Here is a 20735-nt window from a genome sequence, read left to right as displayed (position 1 = left end):
CATGTGCACAAACCCGGTCTGACCTGCGATTTCTCTATCCACCGGCTGTGTATGTGAAAAACTGTTGGGCGAATCATGCGGCTATCGCCCCACGTGTGCACCCGCGTACGCCCCGCGCTCGCCGGTAATGACCAGGAGCGCATTGTGACCCTTACCTGTGGATGACTACGGTGGACGCGTGCCGTCCACGGTCCCGTCCCCACCCCCAGAGCCGCCCACCGGCGAGCCGCCCGTCCCCGAGCGGCTCGGCACCGGGGATCGCGGCACCGAGCAGCCCGCCCGCGAGCCCGCGACCCCGCCGGCGCCCGCCGACCGGGCCCGGCGCCGCGCACACGACCGCGACATCTTGCGCCTGGCGATACCCGCCTTCTTCGCCCTCGTCGCCGAGCCGCTGTTCGTGCTCGTCGACTCGGCGATCGTCGGCCGCCTGGGCACACCCCAGTTGGCCGGCCTCGGCGTCGCGGGCGCGGTGCTGACCACCCTGGTCAACCTGTGCGTGTTCCTCGCCTACGCGACCACCGCCGCCGTCGCCCGCCTGATCGGCGCGGGCGACCCGCGCGCCGCGATCCGCCAGGGCCTGGACGGGCTGTGGCTGGCCGCACTGCTGGGCACCGCCCTGCTCGTGGTCGGCTTGGTCGCCGCCCCGTGGGTGGTCGCGGCGTTCGGCGCCTCGGACAGCGCGACGCCGCACGCGGTGACCTATCTGCGGATCGGTTCGCTGGGCATCCCGGCGATGCTGATCGTGCTCGCCGCCACCGGCGTGCTGCGCGGGCTCCAGGACACCCGGACCCCGCTCGTGGTCGCGGTACTCGGCTTCGGCGCCAACCTGCTGCTCAACATCGTGTTCGTGTACGGCCTGCACTGGGGCATCGCCGGATCCGCGTGGGGCACGGTGCTCGCGCAGACCGGGATGGCCCTGGTCTACCTGGTCCGCGTCGTCCGCGGCGCCCGCCGACACGGCGCGTCGTTGCGACCGGACCCCGCCGGCATACGCGCGTCCGCGAGCGCCGGCGCGCCGCTGTTCGTACGCACCGTCAGCCTGCGCGCGATCCTCGTCGTGGCCACCGTGGCCGCCACCCACATGGGCGACACCTCGATCGCCACGCACCAGGTCGCCTGGCAGGTGTGGACCTTCCTCGCCTTCGCGATGGACGCCCTGGCCATCGCGGCCCAGGCGATAGTGGGCCGGGCGCTGGGCGCCGGGGACGCGGCCGGGGCCCGCGCGGCGACTCGCCGGATGCTGGTGTGGGGGGTCTGGACCGGCGTGTCGTTCGCGATCGTGGTGGTCCTGGCCCGCCCGCTGTACATCCCGCTGTTCACCGCCGACCCGGCGGTGCGCGACCTGCTGGCGGGCACGCTGCTCGCGGTCGCCGTGCTCCAACCGCTCGCCGGCGCGGTGTTCGTGCTGGACGGAGTGTTGATAGGCGCGGGCGACGGCCGCTACCTCGCGCTCACCATGCCGATCGTGCTGGCCGTCTTCTGCGCGGTGCTGGGCACCGTACTGGCCCTGGGCGGCGGCCTGATCGCGGTCTGGTGGTGGGCGATCGGCACGTTCATGCTCACCCGCCTGGTCGTGCTCGGCCGGCGCGCGCACGGCGACGCGTGGCTGGTGACGGGCAAACGCTGAGGTCGGGCACACCCTGGCGGCACGCACGGCGGTCGGGCCGAGAGCGGCCGGACCGGGCTTCGCGAACATCCGACCGGGGCCGGAAGGCCGGACCTCGACGCGCCGCCGACTCCCGCACCCCGTCCCCGTCGCGTCCCCGACGCCGGGCATGCCCGCCGTCGACGTGAACCGGCGCAGTCGCGGTGGGTTGCCGACCACGAACACCGCCGGCTCGGACTCACGCCCCGACGACCTCGTAGCCCGCCTCCACGACGGCCGCGCGCACCGCGTCCGCGTCCACGGGCGCCTCGGAGGTCACGGTCACCAGGCCGGAGGCCAACTCGACCTTGACGTCGGTCACGCCCGAGACCTCGGAGACCTCCTCGGTGACCGACGATACGCAGTGGCCGCAGGTCATCCCGCTGACGGTGAAGGTGGCGGTGCTCATGACGGTGATCCTTTCGTCGATACGAGGACCATGATCGGCCCCACGACGATGAATTTATACCCCCCTAGGGTATCCAGGCAAGTCGCCGGACCCACCCGTCCGTGGGATTCCGACCACCCCACCGCCCGAACTCCACCGCCCGCCCGGATCACGCCCGCCCACCCGGTGTCGCCCCCGCTCAGTCCGTCCGCCGCGCGGACCGCACCGGTTCCCGCACCGGCCGTCCGACCCGAAACACCGCCCACGGAACCGCCCCCACCCGATCCGCCAACTCCCCGCAGGTGCGCCCGCAGTCGATGAGCTGGCTGAGCGGATGCGTCGCGTACCCGTGCCGGGCCAACGTCAACCAGCAGCGCAACAGCCCCCGCCCCGCTTCGAGCAGGTGCTTCGGCTCTGCGGGCACCGTCGGCGCGGTCACCACCAGCACGGTTCCGTCGTAGCGCATCACCCCCCGCAACGCCGCCGCCAACGCCCGGGCCAACCCGACCCGGCGCAGCACCCGATGGGCGGCCGGACTCAGCGCCGCGCGCAACGCCCGCTCCTCGACCCGGGACAGCGCGAGCGCCGGCCCGGTCAGCCCGTCCCGCGCGTCCGGGTGCCCGGCCGGCACCGGCCGCAGCCGCAACCACCGCCGCAACTCGGCGACCAGCGCCGGATCCGCGAACAACCACCGGTCCGCCTCCTCCGACAACGGCGCCAGCGCCCGGGTCCCGCCGCGCCACAGCCCGGCCGACCCGGCGAACGCGTCGCCCGCCTCCGCGAACACCGCGTCCGGCAGCGCCCCCGGCTCGTACGCCCCGCGCGCGCTGCGCCGCCCCGCCAGGTCCGCCGCCGTGAACGGCGTCGGATGACACTCGTACGCCCGCACGAAACGAGCCACCGGGCCCCGCTCCGACGCGCCGGTCCACTCCACCCGCAGCGGCACGCCCAGGTCCGCCGACGCGATCAGGAACGCCTCCGTGAACGCCCCGAGTGCCAGGAACAGGTCCCGCCGGGTGGGGTCGCCGACCGGCAGCTCGCGCGCGGCGTCCCAGGACAGCGCGTAACCCAGGGCGCCGCTCGGCGACACCGTCCACGGCTGGGTGTTGTGCGCGCTCGGCGCCCGCCCGGCCGCCCTCAACAGCTCCTCGAGTTGCCCGCTCACGACGCGCTCCCCAGCGATCGCACGTAGAACGTATGCCCGTGCAGCTCGCGTCCGCCGATCCGGCGATACTGCGCCGCCGAGGCCTTGTTGTCGTCCTCGACCCAGGTGCTGCGCAACGCGTGGTAGCCGCCCGCCCGCAGCGCCCGGTACTGCTCGCGCGCGAGCAGCGTCAGATAGCCGCGCCCCTGGGCCGCCGGCACGGTCCCCTTGATGATCAGCACGGCCTCGCGGCGATGGCGCCCGCGCGTGGCCAGCAGACGTAGCTGGTTGCCCAGGTGCAGATCGCCGCCGATCCGCATCAGGAACTCCGAGATGTCCGGCACCGCGAGGGTGAACGCGATCGGCTCGCCCGCCCGCTCCAGCCACAGCAGCAGCGACTCCTCCAACAGATGCGCCAAGCCGTCCGTCTGCGCCCGCAGTTCGTCGAGTTCGATCGGCGTGTAGTAGCCGAGCTGCCCGAAGCTCGCGTTCAACATCGAGTGCAGGATCGGCAGTTGCTCGGCCAGCCGACGACGTGATCCGCGCCGGATCACCAACCGCTCGGTGGCGATCCGCGCGTCGTCGAACACGTACGTCTCGTCGGGGTCGTCGGTGCGCTCGCGCAGATCCGGGCAGATCCAGGTGGAGGCGGAGAACCTCCTCGCGAAGCCGGCCCGTTCGTAGGTCTCGGGATAACGCGCCGGATTCCACGCCGAGTCCACGAAGCCGCGCTCGGTGAACCCGGAGGTGATCACCCCGCCGGTCTGGTTCGGCAACAGCGCCACCGGTCCGAACAGGCGGTCGCGACCGGCCCGCGCGGCCCGCCGCTCCATCAGGTCCACCAGGACGGCGAACACCTCGGGATCGTCGCTGAACTCGGTGAGCCCGAAGAGCTGATGCCGCCCGCGCAATTTGGCGTCGAAGCGCCCGTCGGTGTGCAGGCAGGTCCGCCCCACGACGCGCCCGGCCCGATCCCGCACCACGTACAACTCGATCCCGGCCCGCTGCCACTGCCGCACCTGACCGCGCAAAACCGGTACGTAGCGGTCCTTCGGGTGCAGCCGCAGCGGGAGTTCGCAGAAGTCGCGCAGCGCGCGCCGGGACTCGACCCGCTCCACCGTCGGTATCACGACTTCGCCTTCCGGTGCACCGGCGCGCCGGTCTCCTCGCGGCCGATCGGGGTGAACTCCTCGATGTGCGCCATGCCGTCGCCCTCGGCCCGCCACTCGCCGTTGCTGTAGCCGGCCGGCTGCGCGTCGAAGAGCCGGATGAAGCCCGCCGTGCCGTTGCGGTCGTCGTGATCGGTCATCCAGCACATCAGGTCGCGGTGCGCCTTGGAACGGGCGAACCGCAACATCGCGTCTTGATCCGCGAACACCGCGACCGTACCGAGTGTGAACGGGCCCTGGCGGTAGACCTTGTGCCAGCGGTAGCCCTCCATGCGCTTCATCGTGCGCACCATCCGCAACCACGGCCGGGCCAACGACAACAACGACCGCAGCCCGCTGTAGTGCGTGGCTCCGATGAACAACGCCTCGCCGCGCGCCTGCGGCGGTGCCGCCGAGAAGTCGGTGGTCCTCATCGCTGCTCCCCCTCCACGAGGTAGACGTTCTTGATCTTGGTGGTGCCGTGCAGGAACGGCCCGGTGCCGAAGTCGTGTACGAGCACCCGCACGTCGGCCGCCGTCGGGTCCTCCGCGAGCGACTGGGCGAAATCCCGGCTGACCCGGGCCAGATGGCGCACCACACCCTCCCGGCACACCCGGGCGAGCTTCTCCCGGTCCGCGTCGTCGAGCGAGGTCCCGTCGCGCAGTTGGAGGTTGACCACGGGCCGGCTCTCCAGGTCGGCGTACTCGTCGACGGTCAGGCAGAAACCCTCCAGGTGCGCCGCCATCGGGTTGTCCTGATAGAGCCCGTACTCGACGTCCTGCGGATAGATGTTGGCGCCCATGTAGGAGATCGTGCTGTCCTTGCGCCCGAACAGCAGCAACATCGGCAGCCGCATGCCCTCGACCCGCGCCGCGCGTTCCCAGCCGACCCAGGCCTGCGCGTCCGGCCGGATCATCTCCTCGACCTCGGCGAAGGTCAGCAGCCGGCCCTCGTCGCCGATGTTGTAGCGCACCTTGGGACTCATCACCGCGGTCGAGTTGATCGTGCAGATCACCTCGTCGTCGGCGTTGGTCTCCAGGTACGTCTCCAGCGGGTTGTACTGGAACACCATCGGCACCCGCCCCTCGTCCGGCCCGAGCACGCGCGCCCGCAGCCGCTCGTCGGTCAGCAGCCGCTTGCGCAGCCACACCGTCGCGTCGCTCTCGCCGGCCATCCCGATGGTCAGGTCCGAGGCCCCGTAGCCCGAGCGCACCTTGACGAACCGCTCCTCCAGATAGTCGCGCAACGCCTCGGTCATGCCCTCGCCGCCGACGAAGCCGTACATCGCGTGCCGCCGCCAGTCGAAGCCCTCGGCGTCGAGCCGGTCGCGCAGATGCTTGAGGAAGGGCGGGTACGCGGTGACCAGGTAGGTGAAGCGCGGCCCGAAGTGGCGCAGCGTGTCCACGATCTTGTCGATGTCGGGCCCGGTGTTCTTGACCATCGCCACCCGGGCCATCGCGATGCCGGTGTTGGTCCCGGTGGCCCACGCGCCCATCGAGTAGGCGTTGATCACGAACAACTTGCGTCGGGGGAACACCAGCGAGGTGTAGCCGGCCACGTTGCGGTGCACCGACTTGAGTTCGCGCCGCGAGCGCAGCCAGTTGTGCGGTGTCCCGGAGGAGCCGGAGGACTCGTCCACGACCGTCCCGGCCACCTCCAGCGTGCCCAGCCAGCACCGGGTGTCCTCGGGGTACGCCTTGACGTAGTTCTCCTTGGACGTCTCCGGGTAGGAGGTGAGGTCGAACCAGCGGAAGCGCCAACGGTGCCGGCGCAGGAAGTCGCGGTACGCGGGCACGTCGAGCGCGGCGAACTGGCAGGTCATCCACGCGTGCCGGCGGGCGAACCGCTGCATCCACGGCCGATAGTTGCGCGCGGTCCAGCGCCAGACGACGGGATGGACGCGGTAGAGCTGATACAGACCGGTCAGCGCGAAGCTGACCACACGCAGCAACCACTGTCGGATGAACCTGGCCATGACCGTCCGCCCCTTTGCCCCGCCGGACCGCCCGGCGTGTGTCTCCAGCGTGCGACGGAAGGGGTGTTCGGGACATGAGTACCACTACTCAGTCGACTACTCGGAAACGCCGAACGGCCCGACCCCGGAAGGGGTCGGGCCGTTCGGGTGCTTCAGGTCAGGCGGGCACGACGTCGAGGTCGAGCGCGGCCGAAACCTCCTGGTGGAGGCGGACCGTGATGCGGTGCGACCCGACGGTCTTGATCGGCGTACCGATCTCGACGCGACGCTTGTCGATGTCCGGACCGCCGGCGGCCTTGATGGCCGACACGACGTCCGCGACGGTGACCGAGCCGAAGAGTCGGCCCGTCTCGCCGGCGCGCGTCTGGAGCGTCACCTTGAGACCCGCGAGCTGACCCTTGACCTCGGCGGCCTGGTCGAGCGTGCGGATCTCGCGGACCTTGCGGGCGCGACGGATGGCCGCCACGTCCTTCTCGCCGCCACGGCTCCAGCGGATCGCGTAGCCGCGCGGGATGAGGTAGTTGCGGCCGTAGCCGTCCTTGACCTCGATGATGTCGCCGGGCTCACCGAGACCGGTCACCTCGTGGGTGAGGATGAGCTTCATGACAAGATCACCCTTTCTCAGCGAGCAGTGCTGGTGTACGGCAGCAGCGCCATCTCGCGGCTGTTCTTGACAGCCACGGCGACGTCACGCTGGTGCTGCGTGCAGTTACCGGTCACGCGACGAGCGCGGATCTTCCCGCGGTCGGAGATGAACTTCCGCAGCAGGTTGGTGTCCTTGTAGTCCACATAGGAGATCTTCTCCTTGCAGAACACGCAGACCTTCTTCTTAGGCTTGCGCGCAGGCGCCTTCGCCATTGTGCTCTCCAGATCGTTTCAGAAGTCTTCAGCTCGGGGTGCGAACCGATCCCTCGGCCTTGCGGCCTAGAAGGGGGGTTCGTCCGAGTAGCCGCCCGGCGGGGGACCCCAGCCCCCCGCGCCGCCGCCCTGCTGCTGGCCGCCCCCTGCGGGAGTGGCCCACGGGTCGTCGGCGGGTGCGCCACCGCCCTGCTGGGGACGGCCGCCGTAGCCACCGCCACCCTGCTGTCCGCCGCCCTGTTGGCCGCCGTAACCGCCACCGCCCTGCTGCTGACCGCCGCCGTAACCACCCTGGCCGCCGCCTCCGCGGCTGGTCTTGGTGATCTTGGCGGTGGCCCACTTCAGGGTCGGGCCGATCTCGTCGACCTCGAGCTCCACGACGGTGCGCTTCTCGCCCTCTTTGGTCTCGTAGGACCGCTGCTTCAGCCGGCCCTGGACGATGACGCCCGTGCCGCGCTGGAGGGATTCCGCGACGTTCTCCGCCAGCTGCTTCCAGGCCGAACAACGGAGGAACAGCGCTTCGCCGTCCTTCCACTCGTTCGTCTGACGGTCGAACGTGCGCGGCGTGGACGCCACGGTGAAGTTCGCGACAGCGGCACCGCTGGGCGTGAAGCGCAGTTCCGGGTCGGCAGTCAGGTTTCCGACAACAGTGATGATGGTCTCGCCTGCCATGCTGACCCCTTCGCTGATTTCAGCGCAGTGCTGCGTTTCGACGTGCGGTGTGGTTGGTGGTGCGCGCGAGCTCGGACTAGCGCTGGTCGGGGCGCAGGACCTTGGTCCGCAGCACCGACTCGTTGAGGTTCATCTGACGGTCGAGTTCCTTGACGGTCGCGGGCTCCGCGGCCAGGTCCACGACGGCGTAGATGCCCTCGGACTTCTTCTTGATCTCGTACGAGAGCCGGCGACGGCCCCACGTGTCGATCTTCTCGACCTTGCCACCGTCGTTGCGGATGACATTGAGGAACTGCTCGAGCAGCGGCGTGACCGCGCGCTCTTCGAGGTCCGCGTCGAGGATGACCATGAGTTCGTAGCTACGCATGTGAACACCCACCTCCTGTGGACTGATCGGCCACGGAATCTCCGTGGCAGGAGGGCTTGCGTAAATGCCGCCACGCCAAGGCGGCCCCCGATCCGAAAACGCACGGGGGTGCCGAGAAGGCAGCGGACGGTACAGCGTACCCGGCCCCACACACACTCTTGAAATCCGAGCATGACGCCCGTCACCCTGGGGGATGGATATACGGACAAAAGGTCCGTACCGCAGTCACTCACCGGAGGTGCGTGATGGCACATACGATCCGCCGTACGGGAACCGCCGCGACCGCGGGAGCGCACCGGCCCCGGCTGACCCTCAACTCCGACGGCCGTGCCCATCCGCGCGAGAACGCGCTGGTGGCCGCAGTGGTGCTGTTCGCGCTGGTGGCGGGCATCTGCGCGTTCTTCGAGGGGATGCACATCCTGGGCGCGTGGACCGCGCTCGCGGGCGTGCTGACCGGACTGGTCAGTCAGATGTTCTCGGCGACCACCGCAGAGCGTGTGGTCACGGTGCTCGCGCTGGGTGTGTCCGCCGTCGCCCTGTTCATGAACATGTTCCACGGCGGACTGTACTGAGCACCCGCACCCGTATCCGGCGACTCACACGGCCAGCAGTCGCCGGATCTCCGGTTCGGCCAGTTCGCGGCCGGCGCCCTCGCGCACCACGACGCCCGCGTCCAGGACCGTGAAGCGGTCCGCCAGGCGCTCCGCGAAGTCCAGATACTGCTCGACGAGCAGCACCGCGAGGCCGCGCTCGCGGTGCAGCCGCTCGATGACGTCCTCGATCTCGGTCACGATCGAGGGCTGGATGCCCTCGGTGGGCTCGTCCAGGATCAGCATCGCCGGTTCGGTGACCAGGGTGCGGGCGATGGCGAGCTGTTGTTGCTGGCCGCCGGAGAGGAAGCCGGCGGGTCGGTTCAGCAGCGGGCGCAGACGCGGGAACAGATCCAACACCTCGTCCGGCACGCCCGCGTCCCGGCCGCCGCTCGCCTCCCGGGTCACCCGCAGGTTTTCCCGCACACTGAGCCGGTCGAAGCTCTCGTGCCCCTGCGGCACGTAGCCCAGGCCCAGCCGGACCCGCTCGTGGGTCGGCAGCCGGGTGATGTCGCGGCCGCGGAACCGGACCCGGCCGGCGCGTACCGGCAACACGCCCATGATCGTTTCGAGCAGCGTGGTCTTGCCGACGCCGTTGCGGCCCATGACGCACACGAGCGAGCCCGCTGCGACGGTGAGGTCGACGCCGAACAACACCCGGGCCCGGCCGTAGCCGGCCTCCAGGCCGGCCACCTCCAACATCGCGTCCATCAGGACACCGCCTCCCGCTCGTGGGCCTCGCCGGCCGTCCGGGTCCGCGCCTCGCGCGAGCGGCCGAGATAGACCTCCCGCACGGTCGGATCCGCCTGGACCGAGGCCATGTCGCCCTCGGTGAGCACCCGCCCCTCGTGCAGCACCGTCACCGTGGACGCGTAGGTGCGGACGAACTCCATGTCGTGTTCGACCACGATCACCGTGCGGTCCCGGGCGATCGCGGTCAGCAGTGCGCCGGTGCGCTCGCGCTCGTCCCGGGACATGCCCGCCACCGGCTCGTCGAGCAGCAGCAGGCGCGGCTCCTGGGCGAGCAGCATGGCGATCTCCAGCCACTGCCGCTGCCCGTGCGAGAGCACGCCGGCCGGGCGGTCGGCCAGGTCGATCAGGCCGGTGTCCGCCAGCGCCGCCTCGACCGCGGTGCCGCGTCCGCGCCGTCGTCGCAGCAGACGGTGCAGGCCGAGCCGGAACGAGCCGGCCAGGTCGACGTTCTCCTCGACGGTCAATTCCTCGAAGACCACCGCGGTCTGGAAGGTGCGACCGATGCCCGCCCGGACCACCTGATGCTCGCGCCGGCCGACCAACTCGGTGCCGGCGAAGCGCACGCTGCCCTCGGTGGGCCGGGTCAGACCGGTGACGATGTCGATCAGGGTGGTCTTGCCCGCCCCGTTGGGACCGATCAGAAAGCGCAGCTCGCCCTCCTCGACGGTCAGGTCGACGCCGTCGATCGCGCGGAATCCGCCGAACACCACACCCAGACCCCGCACGCTCAGCAGTGGCTCGCTCATCCGGACACCTCCTCGGCGGTACGGGGGCGCGCCGGCGCACTCGTGCGCGTCGAGCGGCGGCGGGCGATCGTGTCCCGGATCTGCCCGACCAGGCCGAGGGCACCCTTGGGCGCGAACGCCATCACCACGATGAACAGGACGCCCTGGAGGTAGAGCCAGCCGTCCGCGTAGTTCTCCGAGAACGTGGTCTTGGCGTAGTTGAGCAGGACCGCGCCCAGGATCGCGCCGGCCAACGCGTACCGACCGCCGACCGCGACCGCGAAGACCAGTTCCAGCGAGGGCACCACCCCCAGCAGGGCGGGCGAGATGATGCCGACCACCGGAACGAACAGCGCGCCGGCGATGCCCGCGGAGATCGCGGACAGGGTGAAGGCGACGGTCTTGACCAGCGCCGGGTCGTAGCCCAGGAAGCGCACCCGGTCCTCGCCGTCGCGCACCGCCACCAGGAGCCGGCCGAACCGGCTCGCCACGACCTGCCGAAAGCCCAGATAGAGCAGGCCGAGCACGATCGCCACGACGAAGTACAACGTGCGCCGGTCCGCGTCGGCGGCCAGGTCCAGGCCGAAGAAGGTGCCGAAGTCGGTCAGCCCGTTGGTGCCGCCGGTCAGGGCCTGTTGACCGACCAGCCAGATGGTGAACGCGGCGGCGAGCGCCTGGGTGAGGATGGCGAAGTAGGCACCGCGTACCCGACGGCCGAAGACCAGCAGGCCCAGCAGCGCGGCGACGGTGCCCGGCAGCAGCACCACCATGGCCAGGGCGAACCATGGTTGGCGGAACGGCTCCCACACCATCGGGAGTCGGTCGACCCCGCTCCAGACCATGAAGTCGGGCAGTTGCCCGGGACCCGCCTCGGCGAGTTTGAGGTGCATCGCCATCGCGTAGCCGCCGAGGCCGAAGAACACCCCCTGGCCCAGGGTCAACATCCCGCCCTTGCCCCAGGCCAGCCCGATGCCGAGCGCGGCGATCGCGAAGCACAGGTATTTGGCCAGGAGTTCGAGGCGGAAGGGACTCAACGTCGCGGGTGCGACGGCGAACACGAGCAGGGCGGTGGCGATGAAGCCGACCGTCCCGCGCCAGTTCTCGGATCGGGCCCATCGTCCGCCCGCGCGGCCGCTCACGTCAGCGCCCGCGAGCGCAGCACGAACAGGCCCTGCGGACGCAGTTGCAGGAAGCCGATGACGACCGCGAAGACCAGCACCTTGGCCAGCGAGGCGTCCGACCAGTACTCCAGGTAGCTGTTCATCAGGCCCAGCGCGAAGGCCGCGATCACCGCGCCCTCCAGCCGGCCCAGCCCACCCGCCACGACCACCAGGAACGCGTCGACGATGTAGTACGTGCCGAGCGAGGGCCCGACCGGGCCGACCAGGGTCAGCGCGACACCGGCCACGCCGGCCAGGCCGGATCCGATGAAGAAGGTGCGCTGGTCCACCCGCCCGGTGTCGATCCCGCCGCACGCGGCGAGCCGGCGGTTCTGCATCACCGCCTGCATCCGCCGACCCTGGCGGGTGCGGTCCAGGTAGATCCGGATCGCAGCCACGCAGAGCAGCGCCAGCACCAGGATGAACACCCGGGCGTACTGGATCCGGACGCCGAACACCTCGTTCCCGCCGACCAGCCAATCGGGCGCCACCACCTGGACGTTGGGGGCACCGAACAGATCCCGCGCGACCTGCTGGAGCACCAGCGACACGCCCCAGGTGAGCAGCAGCGTGTCCAGCGGCCGGCCGTAGAAGCGGCGGATCAGCACCCGCTCCAGGATCAGTCCCATGGTGCCCGCGACCACGAACGCCACGGGGAGGGCGACCGGTACGGCCTGACCCTTCAGACCGAGTGCCGCCACCGGCGCCTGCACCATGTACGCGGTGTAGGCGCCGGCCATGATGAATTCGCCGTGGGCCATGTTGATCACGCCCATCTGACCGAAGGTGAAGGTCAGGCCGAGCGCGATCAGCAGCAGGACGGCGCCGATCGCGAGGCCGATCGGCAATTGGTTCAGGAATGCGTGCACCGGGTGATACCTCCTGTCTCCGTGGTCCCCTGTGCCTGTCTCCCGGGTCGCGTCGCCGGACCGGGTCGAGCCGCCGGGCCGGGTCGGGTCGCGTCGCCGGACCGGCCGCGTCACCCGACTAGGACAGGCCCGAGGCCCACGGATAGGCCTTGAGGTAGGGATCCGGCTTGATCGGCGCCCCGGAGTTCCAGACCTCCTTGATCAGGCCGTCCGGCTGGACCACACCGATCCGCGCGGTCTTGTGCACGTGTTGGGTCGCGCCGTCGATGGTGACCCGGCCTTCGGGCGCGTCGATCCAGACGCCGTCCGCGGCCTTCTTCACCGCCTCGGGATCGAAGCTCTGTGCCTTCTCGACCGCTGCCTTCCACAGGTGGACCGAGTTGTAGCCGGCCTCCATCGGGTCCGAAGTGACCTTGTCCGCGCCGTACTTGGCCTTGTAGGCGGCGACGAATTCGGTGTTCTGCGGGGTTTCGGTGCTCTGGTAGTAGTTCCAGGCGACCGGCTGACCGACGATGTTGTCCGGGCCGATGCCCCGGACCTCCTCCTCGGCGACGCTGACCGAGAGCACGGGCATGCTCGCCGCGCCGACGCCGTTGCCGCGCAGTTGCTTGAAGAAGGCCACGTTGCTGTCGCCGTTGAGGGTGTTGAACACCGCGTCGGGCTTGGCCGACTCGACCTTGTTGATCAGGGTGCTGTACTCGGTGTGGCCCAGCGGCGTGTACTCCTCGCCGACCACCTCCATGCCGTTCGCCTTCGCGTACGCCTTGATGATCTTGTTGGCGGTGCGCGGGAAGACGTAGTCGCTGCCGACCAGGAAGATCTTCTTCTTGCCCTGGCTCTTGAGGTAGTCCAGGCCCGGCACGATCTGCTGGTTGGTGGTCGCCCCGGTGTAGAAGATGTACGGCGAGCTCTCCAGGCCCTCGTACTGAACGGGGTAGAAGAGCAGTTGTCGGTTCTTCTCGAACACCGGCAACATCGCCTTGCGGCTCGCCGAGGTCCACCCGCCGAAGGTCACCGCGACCCGGTCCCGGGAGATCAGCTTCTGCGCCTTCTCGGCGAAGGTCGGCCAGTCGGAGGCGCCGTCCTCGGTGACCGGTGAGATCTTCTTGCCGAGCACGCCGCCCTTGGCGTTGATCTCGTCGATCGCGAGCAGGACCGAGTTCTTCACGGTCACCTCGGAGATGGCCATGGTGCCGCTGAGCGAGTGCAGCACTCCGACCTTGATCGAGTCCCCGCCGACGTCCGGACCGGCGGCACCCTTCTTCGCGGTGCTCTCGTCGGCGGCGCAGGAGGTGACGAGCAGGGCGGCCAGCGACAGGGCGGCGACGCGCGCCCAGGGTCGGTAAACCGTGATTTTCCGCACGATGCCGGGACTCCTTCGGTTCCGGGGGATGACGTACCGGAGTCTGGCGAGACGCGGTTTCCCCGCCGAGTCGCGATTGTTAAGCGACGATTGCTGATTACTGACACAGTCAAGCGTCTGTTTCGACGCCGAAAGACCGAATTGTTCGCGTACCGTCCCGCGTGTGCCGCCCGGCACGATCCATAGCGCCCAAAGGCGCAGTAACCTCTGTCACGGCCGAACCGATTTCGAGGAGCTCTTACATGTCTTTGCGCCTGAGGACGCTCACCGCCGAGGAGCATCTCGCCTTCATCAAGGGCAGGCCCTCCGTGAGCTTTCTTCAGTGCCCTTCCTGGGGCGCGGTGAAGAGTGAGTGGCGGTCCGAGAGCATCGGTTGGATCGACGAATCGGGCGCGGTGGTGGGCGCGGCACTCGTGCTGTACCGGCAACTGCCGAAGATAAAGCGCTATCTCGCGTACATGCCGGAGGGGCCGGTCATCGACTGGTTCGACGGCGATCTGCGCAAGTGGCTCGACCCGATGCTCGCGCATCTCAAGAGCCGCGGTTCGTTCTCGGTCAAGATGGGCCCGCCGGTGGTGATCGCCCGCTGGGAGGCGGACACGATCAAGAAGGCGATCGCGGCCAAGTCGGCGAACCGACTGCGCGATCTGACCCCGGACTGGACCGACGAGCGCGGCGCGGAGCTGGAGCGGCAACTGCGCGGCCTGGGCTGGCAGCAGGACGCGTCGGGCGGCGCCGGCTTCGGCGACGTGCAGCCGCGCTACGTGTTCCAGGTGCCGCTGGTCCGGCGCAGCCTCGACGACGTGCACGCGGGCTTCAACCAGTTGTGGCGACGCAACATCAAGAAGGCCACGAAGGCCGGCGTCGACGTGGTCCAGGGCGGCTACGACGACCTGCCCGTCTTCCACGAGGTCTACAAGGTCACCGCCGTGCGCGACCACTTCACGCCGCGCCCGCTGGCCTACTTCCAGGGCATGTGGAAGGCGCTCAACGCCGAGGACCCCGAACGCATGCGGCTGTACCTGGCCAAGCACGAGGGCGAGGTGCTCGCGTCCACCACGATGGTCACGGTGGGCGACCACGTCTGGTACTCGTACGGCGCCTCGGCCAACCACAAGCGCGAGGTGCGTCCCTCGAACGCGATCCAGTGGCGGATGTTGCGCGACGCGTACGCGCTCGGCGCCTCGGCGTACGACCTGCGCGGCATCAGCGACACCCTGGACGAGAACGACCACCTCTTCGGTCTCATCCAGTTCAAGCTCGGCACCGGCGGCCAGGCCGTCGAATACCTCGGCGAGTGGGACTTCCCGCTCAACAAGATGCTGCACAAGGCACTCGACATGTACATGTCGCGTCGCTGACGCAACGCCGGCGGCACCTGTGTCGTCGGCTGTTACGTGATGATCATCGTGACGCGGCCGGCGTCGCGTGTCCCCCGCCTCCGCCCTGTGTTCCCAAGGGCAAGCCCCGCACACGGAAGGCCCCGAAGCGCCCATGTCGCTCACGCTCTACGTCGACGCCGCCCGCTGGCGCAAGCACCAGGACGAGGTACGCGACACGTTCCCCGGTCTCGTACCGGTGATGAAGGGCAACGGGTACGGGTTCACCAATCCCAGGCTGGCCGAGGAGGCCACCCGGATGTGCGTGGACACCGTGGCCGTGGGGACCACGTACGAGGCCGCGGTGGTCAAGGACCACTTCGACGGCAAGGTGCTGGTGCTCACGCCGTATCTGCGCGGCGAGGAGGCGGTCCCGCTGCCGGACCGCACCATCCGCACGGTGTCCTCGGTGCAGGCCGCCCGGGACCTGGTGGGCTGCCGGGTGGTGGTCGCGTGCATGACCACGATGAAGCGCGACGGGGTCACCGAGGAGGAGCTGGTCAAGCTCCGCACCGGGATGGACGACGTGCGCCTGGAGGGCTTCTCGCTGCACCTGCCGCTGGACCACCCGGACGGGTACGACCCGGTGGCCGAGGTGGTGGGCTGGGTCGAGCGGCTGCGCGCGGCGCGGCTGCCGGTGCGCACGATGTACGTCAGCCACCTGAAGGCGGCCGAGCTCGCGGCGTTGCGCGAGCGGCACCCGGACACCGAGTTCCGGCCGCGGATCGGCACCGACCTGTGGCTGGGCGACCACGACGTGCTGGCCAGTCGCGGGACGGTGTTGGACGTGGTGCGCATCGCGCGCGGCGAGCGGTTCGGCTATCGCCAGCGCAAGGCGCCCAGTGACGGGCACCTGGTGGTGGTCAGCGGCGGCACCGCGCAGGGTGTGGGCCTGGAGGCCCCCAAGACCGTGCGCGGGGTGATGCCGCGCGCCAAGGGCGTGGCCCGGGCCGGCCTGGCCACCGTCAACCGCTCGTTGTCCCCGTTCACCTGGGCGGGCAAGCAGCGCTGGTTCGCCGAGCCGCCGCACATGCAGGTCAGCCTGCTGTTCCTGGCCAACGACGTGGCGCCGCCCAAGCCCGGCGACGAGTTGGAGGCCGCGCTGCGGCACACCACGACACACTTCGACCGGATCGCCCTGCGCTGAGCCGTCCGAACGACGAGGCGGCCTCGGGGGGGGGGGGGGGCCCCCCCCCCCCCCCGCCCCCCCCCCGCCCCCGGGCCCCCCCCCGCGCCCCGGCCCCCGGGGGGCCCCAGAAGGGCCGCGGGCGGGGGCCCACACCCCCCCCCCGTCCGCGCCCGCGGGGCCCCCCCCCCCCCCCCGGGGGGGGGGGGGGGGGGGCGCCCCCCCCCCCCCCCCCGGGCCCGCCTCGTGGTGTTCAGCGACCCGCGCGGACCAGGACCGAGGTCGGCACGAAGACGTCCGGCGCGCGGTCGAGCACCCCGCCCGAGGGGTCGTCGCTGCCGTCCGCGCGCACCGGGTCCCGGTCGGGGCGCAGGATGTCGCGCACCACCACCAGGCAGATGTACGCGGTGCCGAGCAGGTGCAGCAGGATCACCACGTGGTACGCGTTCTGCGACAGGCCCTTGCCGGAGAACGAGGCGATGTACATCCACACGCCGAGGAAGTACGTGACCTCGCACGCCTGCCAGATCAGGAAGTCCCGCCAGCGCGGCCGGGCCAGCACCACCAGCGGGATCAACCACAGCACGTACTGCGGCGAGTAGACCTTGTTGGTCAGCACGAACGCGGCCACGATCAGGAACGCCACCTGGGCGAACCTCGGCCGCCGCGGCGCGAACATCACCAGCGCGGCGATCGCGAGGCAGCACAGCACCAGGCTCGCCGTGACGTAGCTGTTGAGGTGCTCCAGCGGTCTGCCGTCGCGCTGCTGGATGATCAGCCAGATCGACCCGTAGTCGGCGGGCCGGTCCTGGCTGAACGTGTAGAAGAGTTTCCAGCCCTCACGGATGTACCAGTCGCGCCGCTCGTACCAATGGCCGTCGTAGACCAGCATCACCGGCAGGTTCACCACCAGCCAGGACACGATCGCCGCCGCCGCGGTCTTGGCGAACGGGATCAGCCGGCCCGAGCGCAGGCACAGCAGGAACAACGGTGCCAGCAACAACACCGGATACAACTTCGCCGCGGTCGCCAGGCCGATCATCACCCCGGCGACCACGATGTTGCGCCGCGCCCACGTCCACATGGCCACCGCCGTCAGCGCGACCGCGACCAGGTCCCAGTTGATCAGCCCGTTGAGCGCCAACGCGGGCGCGCAGGCCACCATCGCCGCGTCCCAGGGCCGCCGCCCGGACGTGCCCTTGACCGCGACCACGGTCACCACCGCGCAGGCCATCATGATCAACGCGTTGATCATGACGAACCACAACTGCTCGTCCTGGAGATCGCCGTCGGTGATGTCCCCGGCCGCGCGCGCCAGGGTCCCGGCGAAGGCCATCACCCCACCGGTGATCACCGGGTACTCCAGGAACTTCATGTCCTTGTCGCCGGTCTCCTGGAAGTACGGGATCTTCCCGTCCGCGAGACCGCGATTGATGTACAGGTGCGGCATGTCGCTGTAGCACGCGTGCGAGTACTGCGTGCTGCCGGAGAACCAACCCCCGTCGTAGCAGGGCTTCTTCTGCATGATCCCGAGCGCGAAGCAGACCACCGCGAGCAGCACGAGCACCCGGACGGGGGTCCACCACCGGTTCGGCGCGAAACGAATCCGCCGCCCGGCCGGACCACCGACGAGTTCGCTGCCGGCGCGGACCACCGGATCGTCCCGAGTGGGCAGGACGGGTTCGGTCGATGTCGGCGTCATGGCGCCCATCCTCTCGCGATCCACGAGGAGGTCGCCCTCGCCGGCCGGATACGACAACGCGTGCCCCACCGCCGAAGCGATGGGGCACGCGTAAGGCTAACGCCGGTCAACCGCCCCGGCCGCCCATGATGAAGCCGTTCGAACCGCCGCGAGTGTTGCCCTGCGAGCCACCGGGCGGATCGGTGCTCGGCGGCCTGCTGCTGCTCGGCGGCTTGGTGGTGTGCCCACCACCCCCGGGATCACCCGTACTGCCCTGCGATCCACCGGGCGAGGTCGACGACGGCGGCGCCGCGGAGGTCGGCGGCGCGGTGGACGACGGCGGCGGCGTCGTGGGCGCGCGGGTGGTCGGCGGCGCGGTCGTCGGCGGCAGCGTCACCTTGTCCTTGTCCTCGAACTTCTCGCCGGGCGTGGCGAAGTCGGACGTGGGCATCCCCTGCATCGCGCTCTTCATGTACGCGGTCCACACCAACGTGGGGACGTCACCACCGTGCACGGAGTCACGACCGCCCAGACCCTTGAGGGACAGCCGGGCGTGCGTGTTCGGGTCCTCCCGGAACAGCGCCACCGACGTGGCCAGGTTGGGCGTGTACCCCACGAACCACGCGGAGTTGTTGCCGTCGGTGGTACCGGTCTTGCCGGCCACCGGCCGGTTCAGCGCCTTCGCCGCGCGGCCGGTGCCGTCGCCGAGCGGCGGGTTGTCCACCACCCGCTGCATGACCTGGTTGACGGTGTCCGCGACGTTCTTGGGGAAGAGCTGCTTGGTCTCGCGCTTGGGCAGTTCGACCTTGGAGCCCCCGTGGGTGACTTCCTTGATCCAGTACGGATCCGCGTGCAGGCCGCGGGCCGCGAAGGTGGCGTACGCCTCGGCCATGTCCAGCGCGCTCGGCGGCGCGACACCGAGCGCCATCGTCGGGGTCGGCTCGAACGAGCCCAGGTCCGGCGGCAGACCGGCGTCGATCGCGGCCTTCTTGACCTTCTCCGGCCCGACATCGGCGGCGAGTTGGAGGAAGACGGTGTTCACCGACTTCTCCATGGCTCTGGTGATCGGGACCGGGCCGTAGTCGACGTCACCCTCGTTCGGCGCCAGATACTCCTTGCCGGACTTGTCGTCCTTGAAGATCTGACCGTTCTGCAGCTTGATCGGGATCTTGCTGTCGCCGTTGTACATGCTTTCCGGGCCGATCGGTTTCGCGTCCGCCCCGCCGTCGCGCAGCGCCGCCGCGAGCACGAACAACTTGAACGTCGAACCGGCCTGGATGTCGCGTCTGACCGCGTCGTTGTACTCCTGCTGGACGAAGTCCGGACCGCCGTAGAGGGCTACCACCGCCCCGTCGCCGGGGACCACCGAGGCCAGGCCGGTGCGGATGTAGCGGTCCGCCTCGTTCTTTTCCGGTTTCAGCTCGGAGGTCAACTGGTCCTTGACCGCCGCGACCGCCGCGTCCTGCTTGGCCTTGTCGAACGTGGTGACGATCTTGAAGCCGCCGCGCGCGAGTTCGGCCTCGGGGATCACGTTGTTGGCCTTGAGGTACTGGTCGGTCACCTTCATCAGGTATCCGGCCTGGCCGGCCTTGTTCGCGGCCGGCTTGGGCTTGATCGGCATCGGGAACTGGAGCGTGTCGCGTTCCGCCTTGGTCAGCCAGCCCTCCTTGACCATGCCGTCCAAGGCGTAGGCCCAGCGCCCCTTGACCTTCTCGATCTGACCGGGGAACTCGATCACGTCGTAGATGCCGGGCGCGTTGAGCAGGGTCGCCAGATAGGCGCCCTCGGCCACGTTCAGCTCGCCGACGTTCTTGCCGTAGTAGGCCTGCGCGGCGGCCTGGATGCCGTACGCGTTGCGGCCGTAGAAGGCGGTGTTGAGGTAACCGACGAGGATGTCGTCCTTGCGCATCTGCCGGTCGACCTTGAGCGCGATGAAGATCTCGCTGAACTTGCGCTTGAAGGTGCGTTCCTGGGTCAGATAGGTGTTCTTGACGTACTGCTGGGTGATCGTGGAACCACCCTGCGTGTCACCACCCTTGACCATGGTGACCCCGGCGCGCAGCAGGCCCTTCGGCGAGACGCCCGAGTCGCTGTAGAACGACCGGTTCTCCGCCGCGATCACGGCCCGCTGTACGTGCTTGGGGATCTGGTCGACCGTCACGTTCTGCCGGTTGACCTGACCGGTCCGACCGATCTCGGTCTTCCCGTCGGCGTAATAGTAGATGTTCGACTGATACGTCGTGTTCGCGTTCGGGTCCGGCACCTTGACCATCGCGTACGCCAGGGCCGCCAGGCCCATGATCGACGCGAGGAAGAACAGGATCATCGCCAGGATCTGCTTGAAGGACGGCAACCAGCGGCGCACGCCGGTCTTGCCGTACCTCGGGTAGTCGATGAACCGCTTCTTCCGGGGCGGACCGGCGTTGGCCCGTGATCGGCCGCCGGCCGCGGTGCCGTTGGCGGCGCGTCGACCGCCCCCGCGGGCGGCCGCTCGGGCCTCCACACGCGAGAGCGGGCGCTCCTCGTCGTCTCCTCCCGGCCCGGCGGGCAGCGACGAGCCGCCGGGCGGCGTCCCGCCCCCGGCGCCGGCCGCGCCCCCCGAATACGAGTCACCGCGCCCCTCGGGACGCGGCTGCTGTGATCTACGGCGATGTTCACTCATGCGTTCGCTACTCCTCGGCCGTACGACGCGGAGGTCGGACGCACGGGTCGTGGCTCTCCGCTCCCCAGGACGCACGCGCGAGGGGGGCGGTTCCGCAGGAAGCGGGGCTTGAGGTACCACACGGCGGAACAGACTACGCGGAACCGCTTTCGCGACCTCACTGTGACCTGCCTGTGACCCGAGTCACCGGCGGCCGCCTTGCCACCACACGGCAAGGAGACCTATCGTCT

Annotated in this window: 20 protein-coding genes; 4 read left to right on the top strand and 16 right to left on the bottom strand. The window is 69.9% G+C overall.

The window, feature by feature from the left end; translation table 11 throughout:
• The first annotated feature begins 343 nt into the window (after positions 1-343).
• Positions 344-1627, top strand: coding sequence for an MATE family efflux transporter (locus tag ACIRL2_RS26060; RefSeq protein ID WP_395867969.1), 1284 nt, complete (start codon positions 344-346; stop codon positions 1625-1627).
• A 217-nt stretch (positions 1628-1844) separates the two neighbouring features.
• Here ACIRL2_RS26060 and ACIRL2_RS26055 read toward each other — a convergent pair whose 3' ends face one another.
• From ACIRL2_RS26055 to rpsF, 9 genes are all read right to left on the bottom strand, one after another.
• On the bottom strand, positions 1845-2054 hold the full coding sequence (locus ACIRL2_RS26055) for a heavy-metal-associated domain-containing protein (protein ID WP_395867818.1): 210 nt from the start codon (positions 2052-2054) through the stop codon (positions 1845-1847).
• Between the two features lie 178 nt (positions 2055-2232).
• Positions 2233-3198 carry a hypothetical protein gene (locus tag ACIRL2_RS26050; protein ID WP_402234839.1) on the bottom strand — a complete coding sequence of 322 codons (966 nt, stop codon included), beginning with the start codon at positions 3196-3198 and terminating at the stop codon, positions 2233-2235.
• Entirely contained in the window at positions 3195-4307 is a 1113-nt protein-coding gene (locus ACIRL2_RS26045) for a hypothetical protein (protein ID WP_402234837.1), read from the bottom strand. Before ACIRL2_RS26045 ends, ACIRL2_RS26050 begins: the two co-directional genes overlap by 4 nt.
• Entirely contained in the window at positions 4304-4759 is a 456-nt protein-coding gene (locus tag ACIRL2_RS26040) for a DUF4188 domain-containing protein (protein ID WP_402234835.1), read from the bottom strand. The genes ACIRL2_RS26045 and ACIRL2_RS26040 overlap by 4 nt, the downstream gene beginning before the upstream one ends.
• A complete protein-coding gene (locus ACIRL2_RS26035) occupies positions 4756-6300 on the bottom strand; it encodes a phenylacetate--CoA ligase family protein (protein WP_395867810.1) in 1545 nt (514 codons plus the stop codon). The genes ACIRL2_RS26040 and ACIRL2_RS26035 overlap by 4 nt, the downstream gene beginning before the upstream one ends.
• A gap of 157 nt (positions 6301-6457) precedes the next feature.
• Positions 6458-6904 (bottom strand): 50S ribosomal protein L9, encoded by a 447-nt coding sequence (gene rplI, locus ACIRL2_RS26030; RefSeq protein ID WP_020557175.1) that lies wholly within the window; start codon positions 6902-6904, stop codon positions 6458-6460.
• A 17-nt stretch (positions 6905-6921) separates the two neighbouring features.
• Positions 6922-7158 (bottom strand): 30S ribosomal protein S18, encoded by a 237-nt coding sequence (rpsR, locus tag ACIRL2_RS26025; protein WP_020557174.1) that lies wholly within the window; start codon positions 7156-7158, stop codon positions 6922-6924.
• 66 nt (positions 7159-7224) lie between these two features.
• Positions 7225-7830, bottom strand: coding sequence for a single-stranded DNA-binding protein (locus ACIRL2_RS26020; protein ID WP_402234830.1), 606 nt, complete (start codon positions 7828-7830; stop codon positions 7225-7227).
• A 76-nt stretch (positions 7831-7906) separates the two neighbouring features.
• Positions 7907-8197 carry a 30S ribosomal protein S6 gene (rpsF, locus tag ACIRL2_RS26015; protein ID WP_020557172.1) on the bottom strand — a complete coding sequence of 97 codons (291 nt, stop codon included), beginning with the start codon at positions 8195-8197 and terminating at the stop codon, positions 7907-7909.
• A gap of 245 nt (positions 8198-8442) precedes the next feature.
• Here rpsF and ACIRL2_RS26010 point away from each other — a divergent pair, with 245 nt between their 5' ends.
• Positions 8443-8769, top strand: a complete 327-nt coding sequence (locus tag ACIRL2_RS26010) for a hypothetical protein (RefSeq protein WP_395867807.1) — start codon at positions 8443-8445, stop codon at positions 8767-8769.
• A 24-nt stretch (positions 8770-8793) separates the two neighbouring features.
• Here ACIRL2_RS26010 and urtE read toward each other — a convergent pair whose 3' ends face one another.
• The 5 genes from urtE to urtA all read right to left on the bottom strand — a co-directional run bounded on the left by urtE (position 8794) and on the right by urtA (position 13657).
• Complete coding sequence (gene urtE / locus ACIRL2_RS26005; protein WP_402234922.1) at positions 8794-9489, bottom strand: urea ABC transporter ATP-binding subunit UrtE; 696 nt, start codon at positions 9487-9489, stop codon at positions 8794-8796.
• Positions 9490-9497: 8 nt separating this feature from the next.
• Positions 9498-10286: an urea ABC transporter ATP-binding protein UrtD gene (gene urtD, locus ACIRL2_RS26000; RefSeq protein WP_395867805.1), complete on the bottom strand. Its 789-nt coding sequence runs from the start codon at positions 10284-10286 to the stop codon at positions 9498-9500.
• Entirely contained in the window at positions 10283-11404 is a 1122-nt protein-coding gene (gene urtC / locus ACIRL2_RS25995) for an urea ABC transporter permease subunit UrtC (protein WP_395867803.1), read from the bottom strand. The genes urtD and urtC overlap by 4 nt, the downstream gene beginning before the upstream one ends.
• Positions 11401-12294 carry an urea ABC transporter permease subunit UrtB gene (gene urtB, locus ACIRL2_RS25990; protein WP_395867801.1) on the bottom strand — a complete coding sequence of 298 codons (894 nt, stop codon included), beginning with the start codon at positions 12292-12294 and terminating at the stop codon, positions 11401-11403. The genes urtC and urtB overlap by 4 nt, the downstream gene beginning before the upstream one ends.
• 118 nt (positions 12295-12412) lie before the next feature.
• Entirely contained in the window at positions 12413-13657 is a 1245-nt protein-coding gene (gene urtA / locus ACIRL2_RS25985) for an urea ABC transporter substrate-binding protein (RefSeq protein WP_402234824.1), read from the bottom strand.
• Between the two features lie 242 nt (positions 13658-13899).
• On the opposite strand from urtA, the gene ACIRL2_RS25980 reads away from it, so the two are divergent.
• Positions 13900-15018, top strand: coding sequence for a lipid II:glycine glycyltransferase FemX (locus tag ACIRL2_RS25980; RefSeq protein WP_395867797.1), 1119 nt, complete (start codon positions 13900-13902; stop codon positions 15016-15018).
• 133 nt (positions 15019-15151) lie between these two features.
• Entirely contained in the window at positions 15152-16183 is a 1032-nt protein-coding gene (locus tag ACIRL2_RS25975; protein WP_395867795.1) for an alanine racemase, read from the top strand.
• Positions 16184-16415: 232 nt separating this feature from the next.
• Here ACIRL2_RS25975 and ACIRL2_RS25970 read toward each other — a convergent pair whose 3' ends face one another.
• Both ACIRL2_RS25970 and ACIRL2_RS25965 read right to left on the bottom strand, forming a co-directional pair.
• On the bottom strand, positions 16416-17873 hold the full coding sequence (locus tag ACIRL2_RS25970; protein ID WP_395867793.1) for a glycosyltransferase family 87 protein: 1458 nt from the start codon (positions 17871-17873) through the stop codon (positions 16416-16418).
• 97 nt (positions 17874-17970) lie between these two features.
• Positions 17971-20505: a transglycosylase domain-containing protein gene (locus tag ACIRL2_RS25965; RefSeq protein WP_395867791.1), complete on the bottom strand. Its 2535-nt coding sequence runs from the start codon at positions 20503-20505 to the stop codon at positions 17971-17973.
• Between the last annotated feature and the right edge of the window lie 230 nt (positions 20506-20735).

Source organism: Embleya sp. NPDC127516 (assembly GCF_044765325.1).
In the GTDB taxonomy this organism is placed as follows: domain Bacteria; phylum Actinomycetota; class Actinomycetes; order Streptomycetales; family Streptomycetaceae; genus Embleya.
The sequence above is the reverse complement of the archived record's forward strand: the minus strand, read 5'-3'. Positions and strand labels throughout refer to the sequence as shown.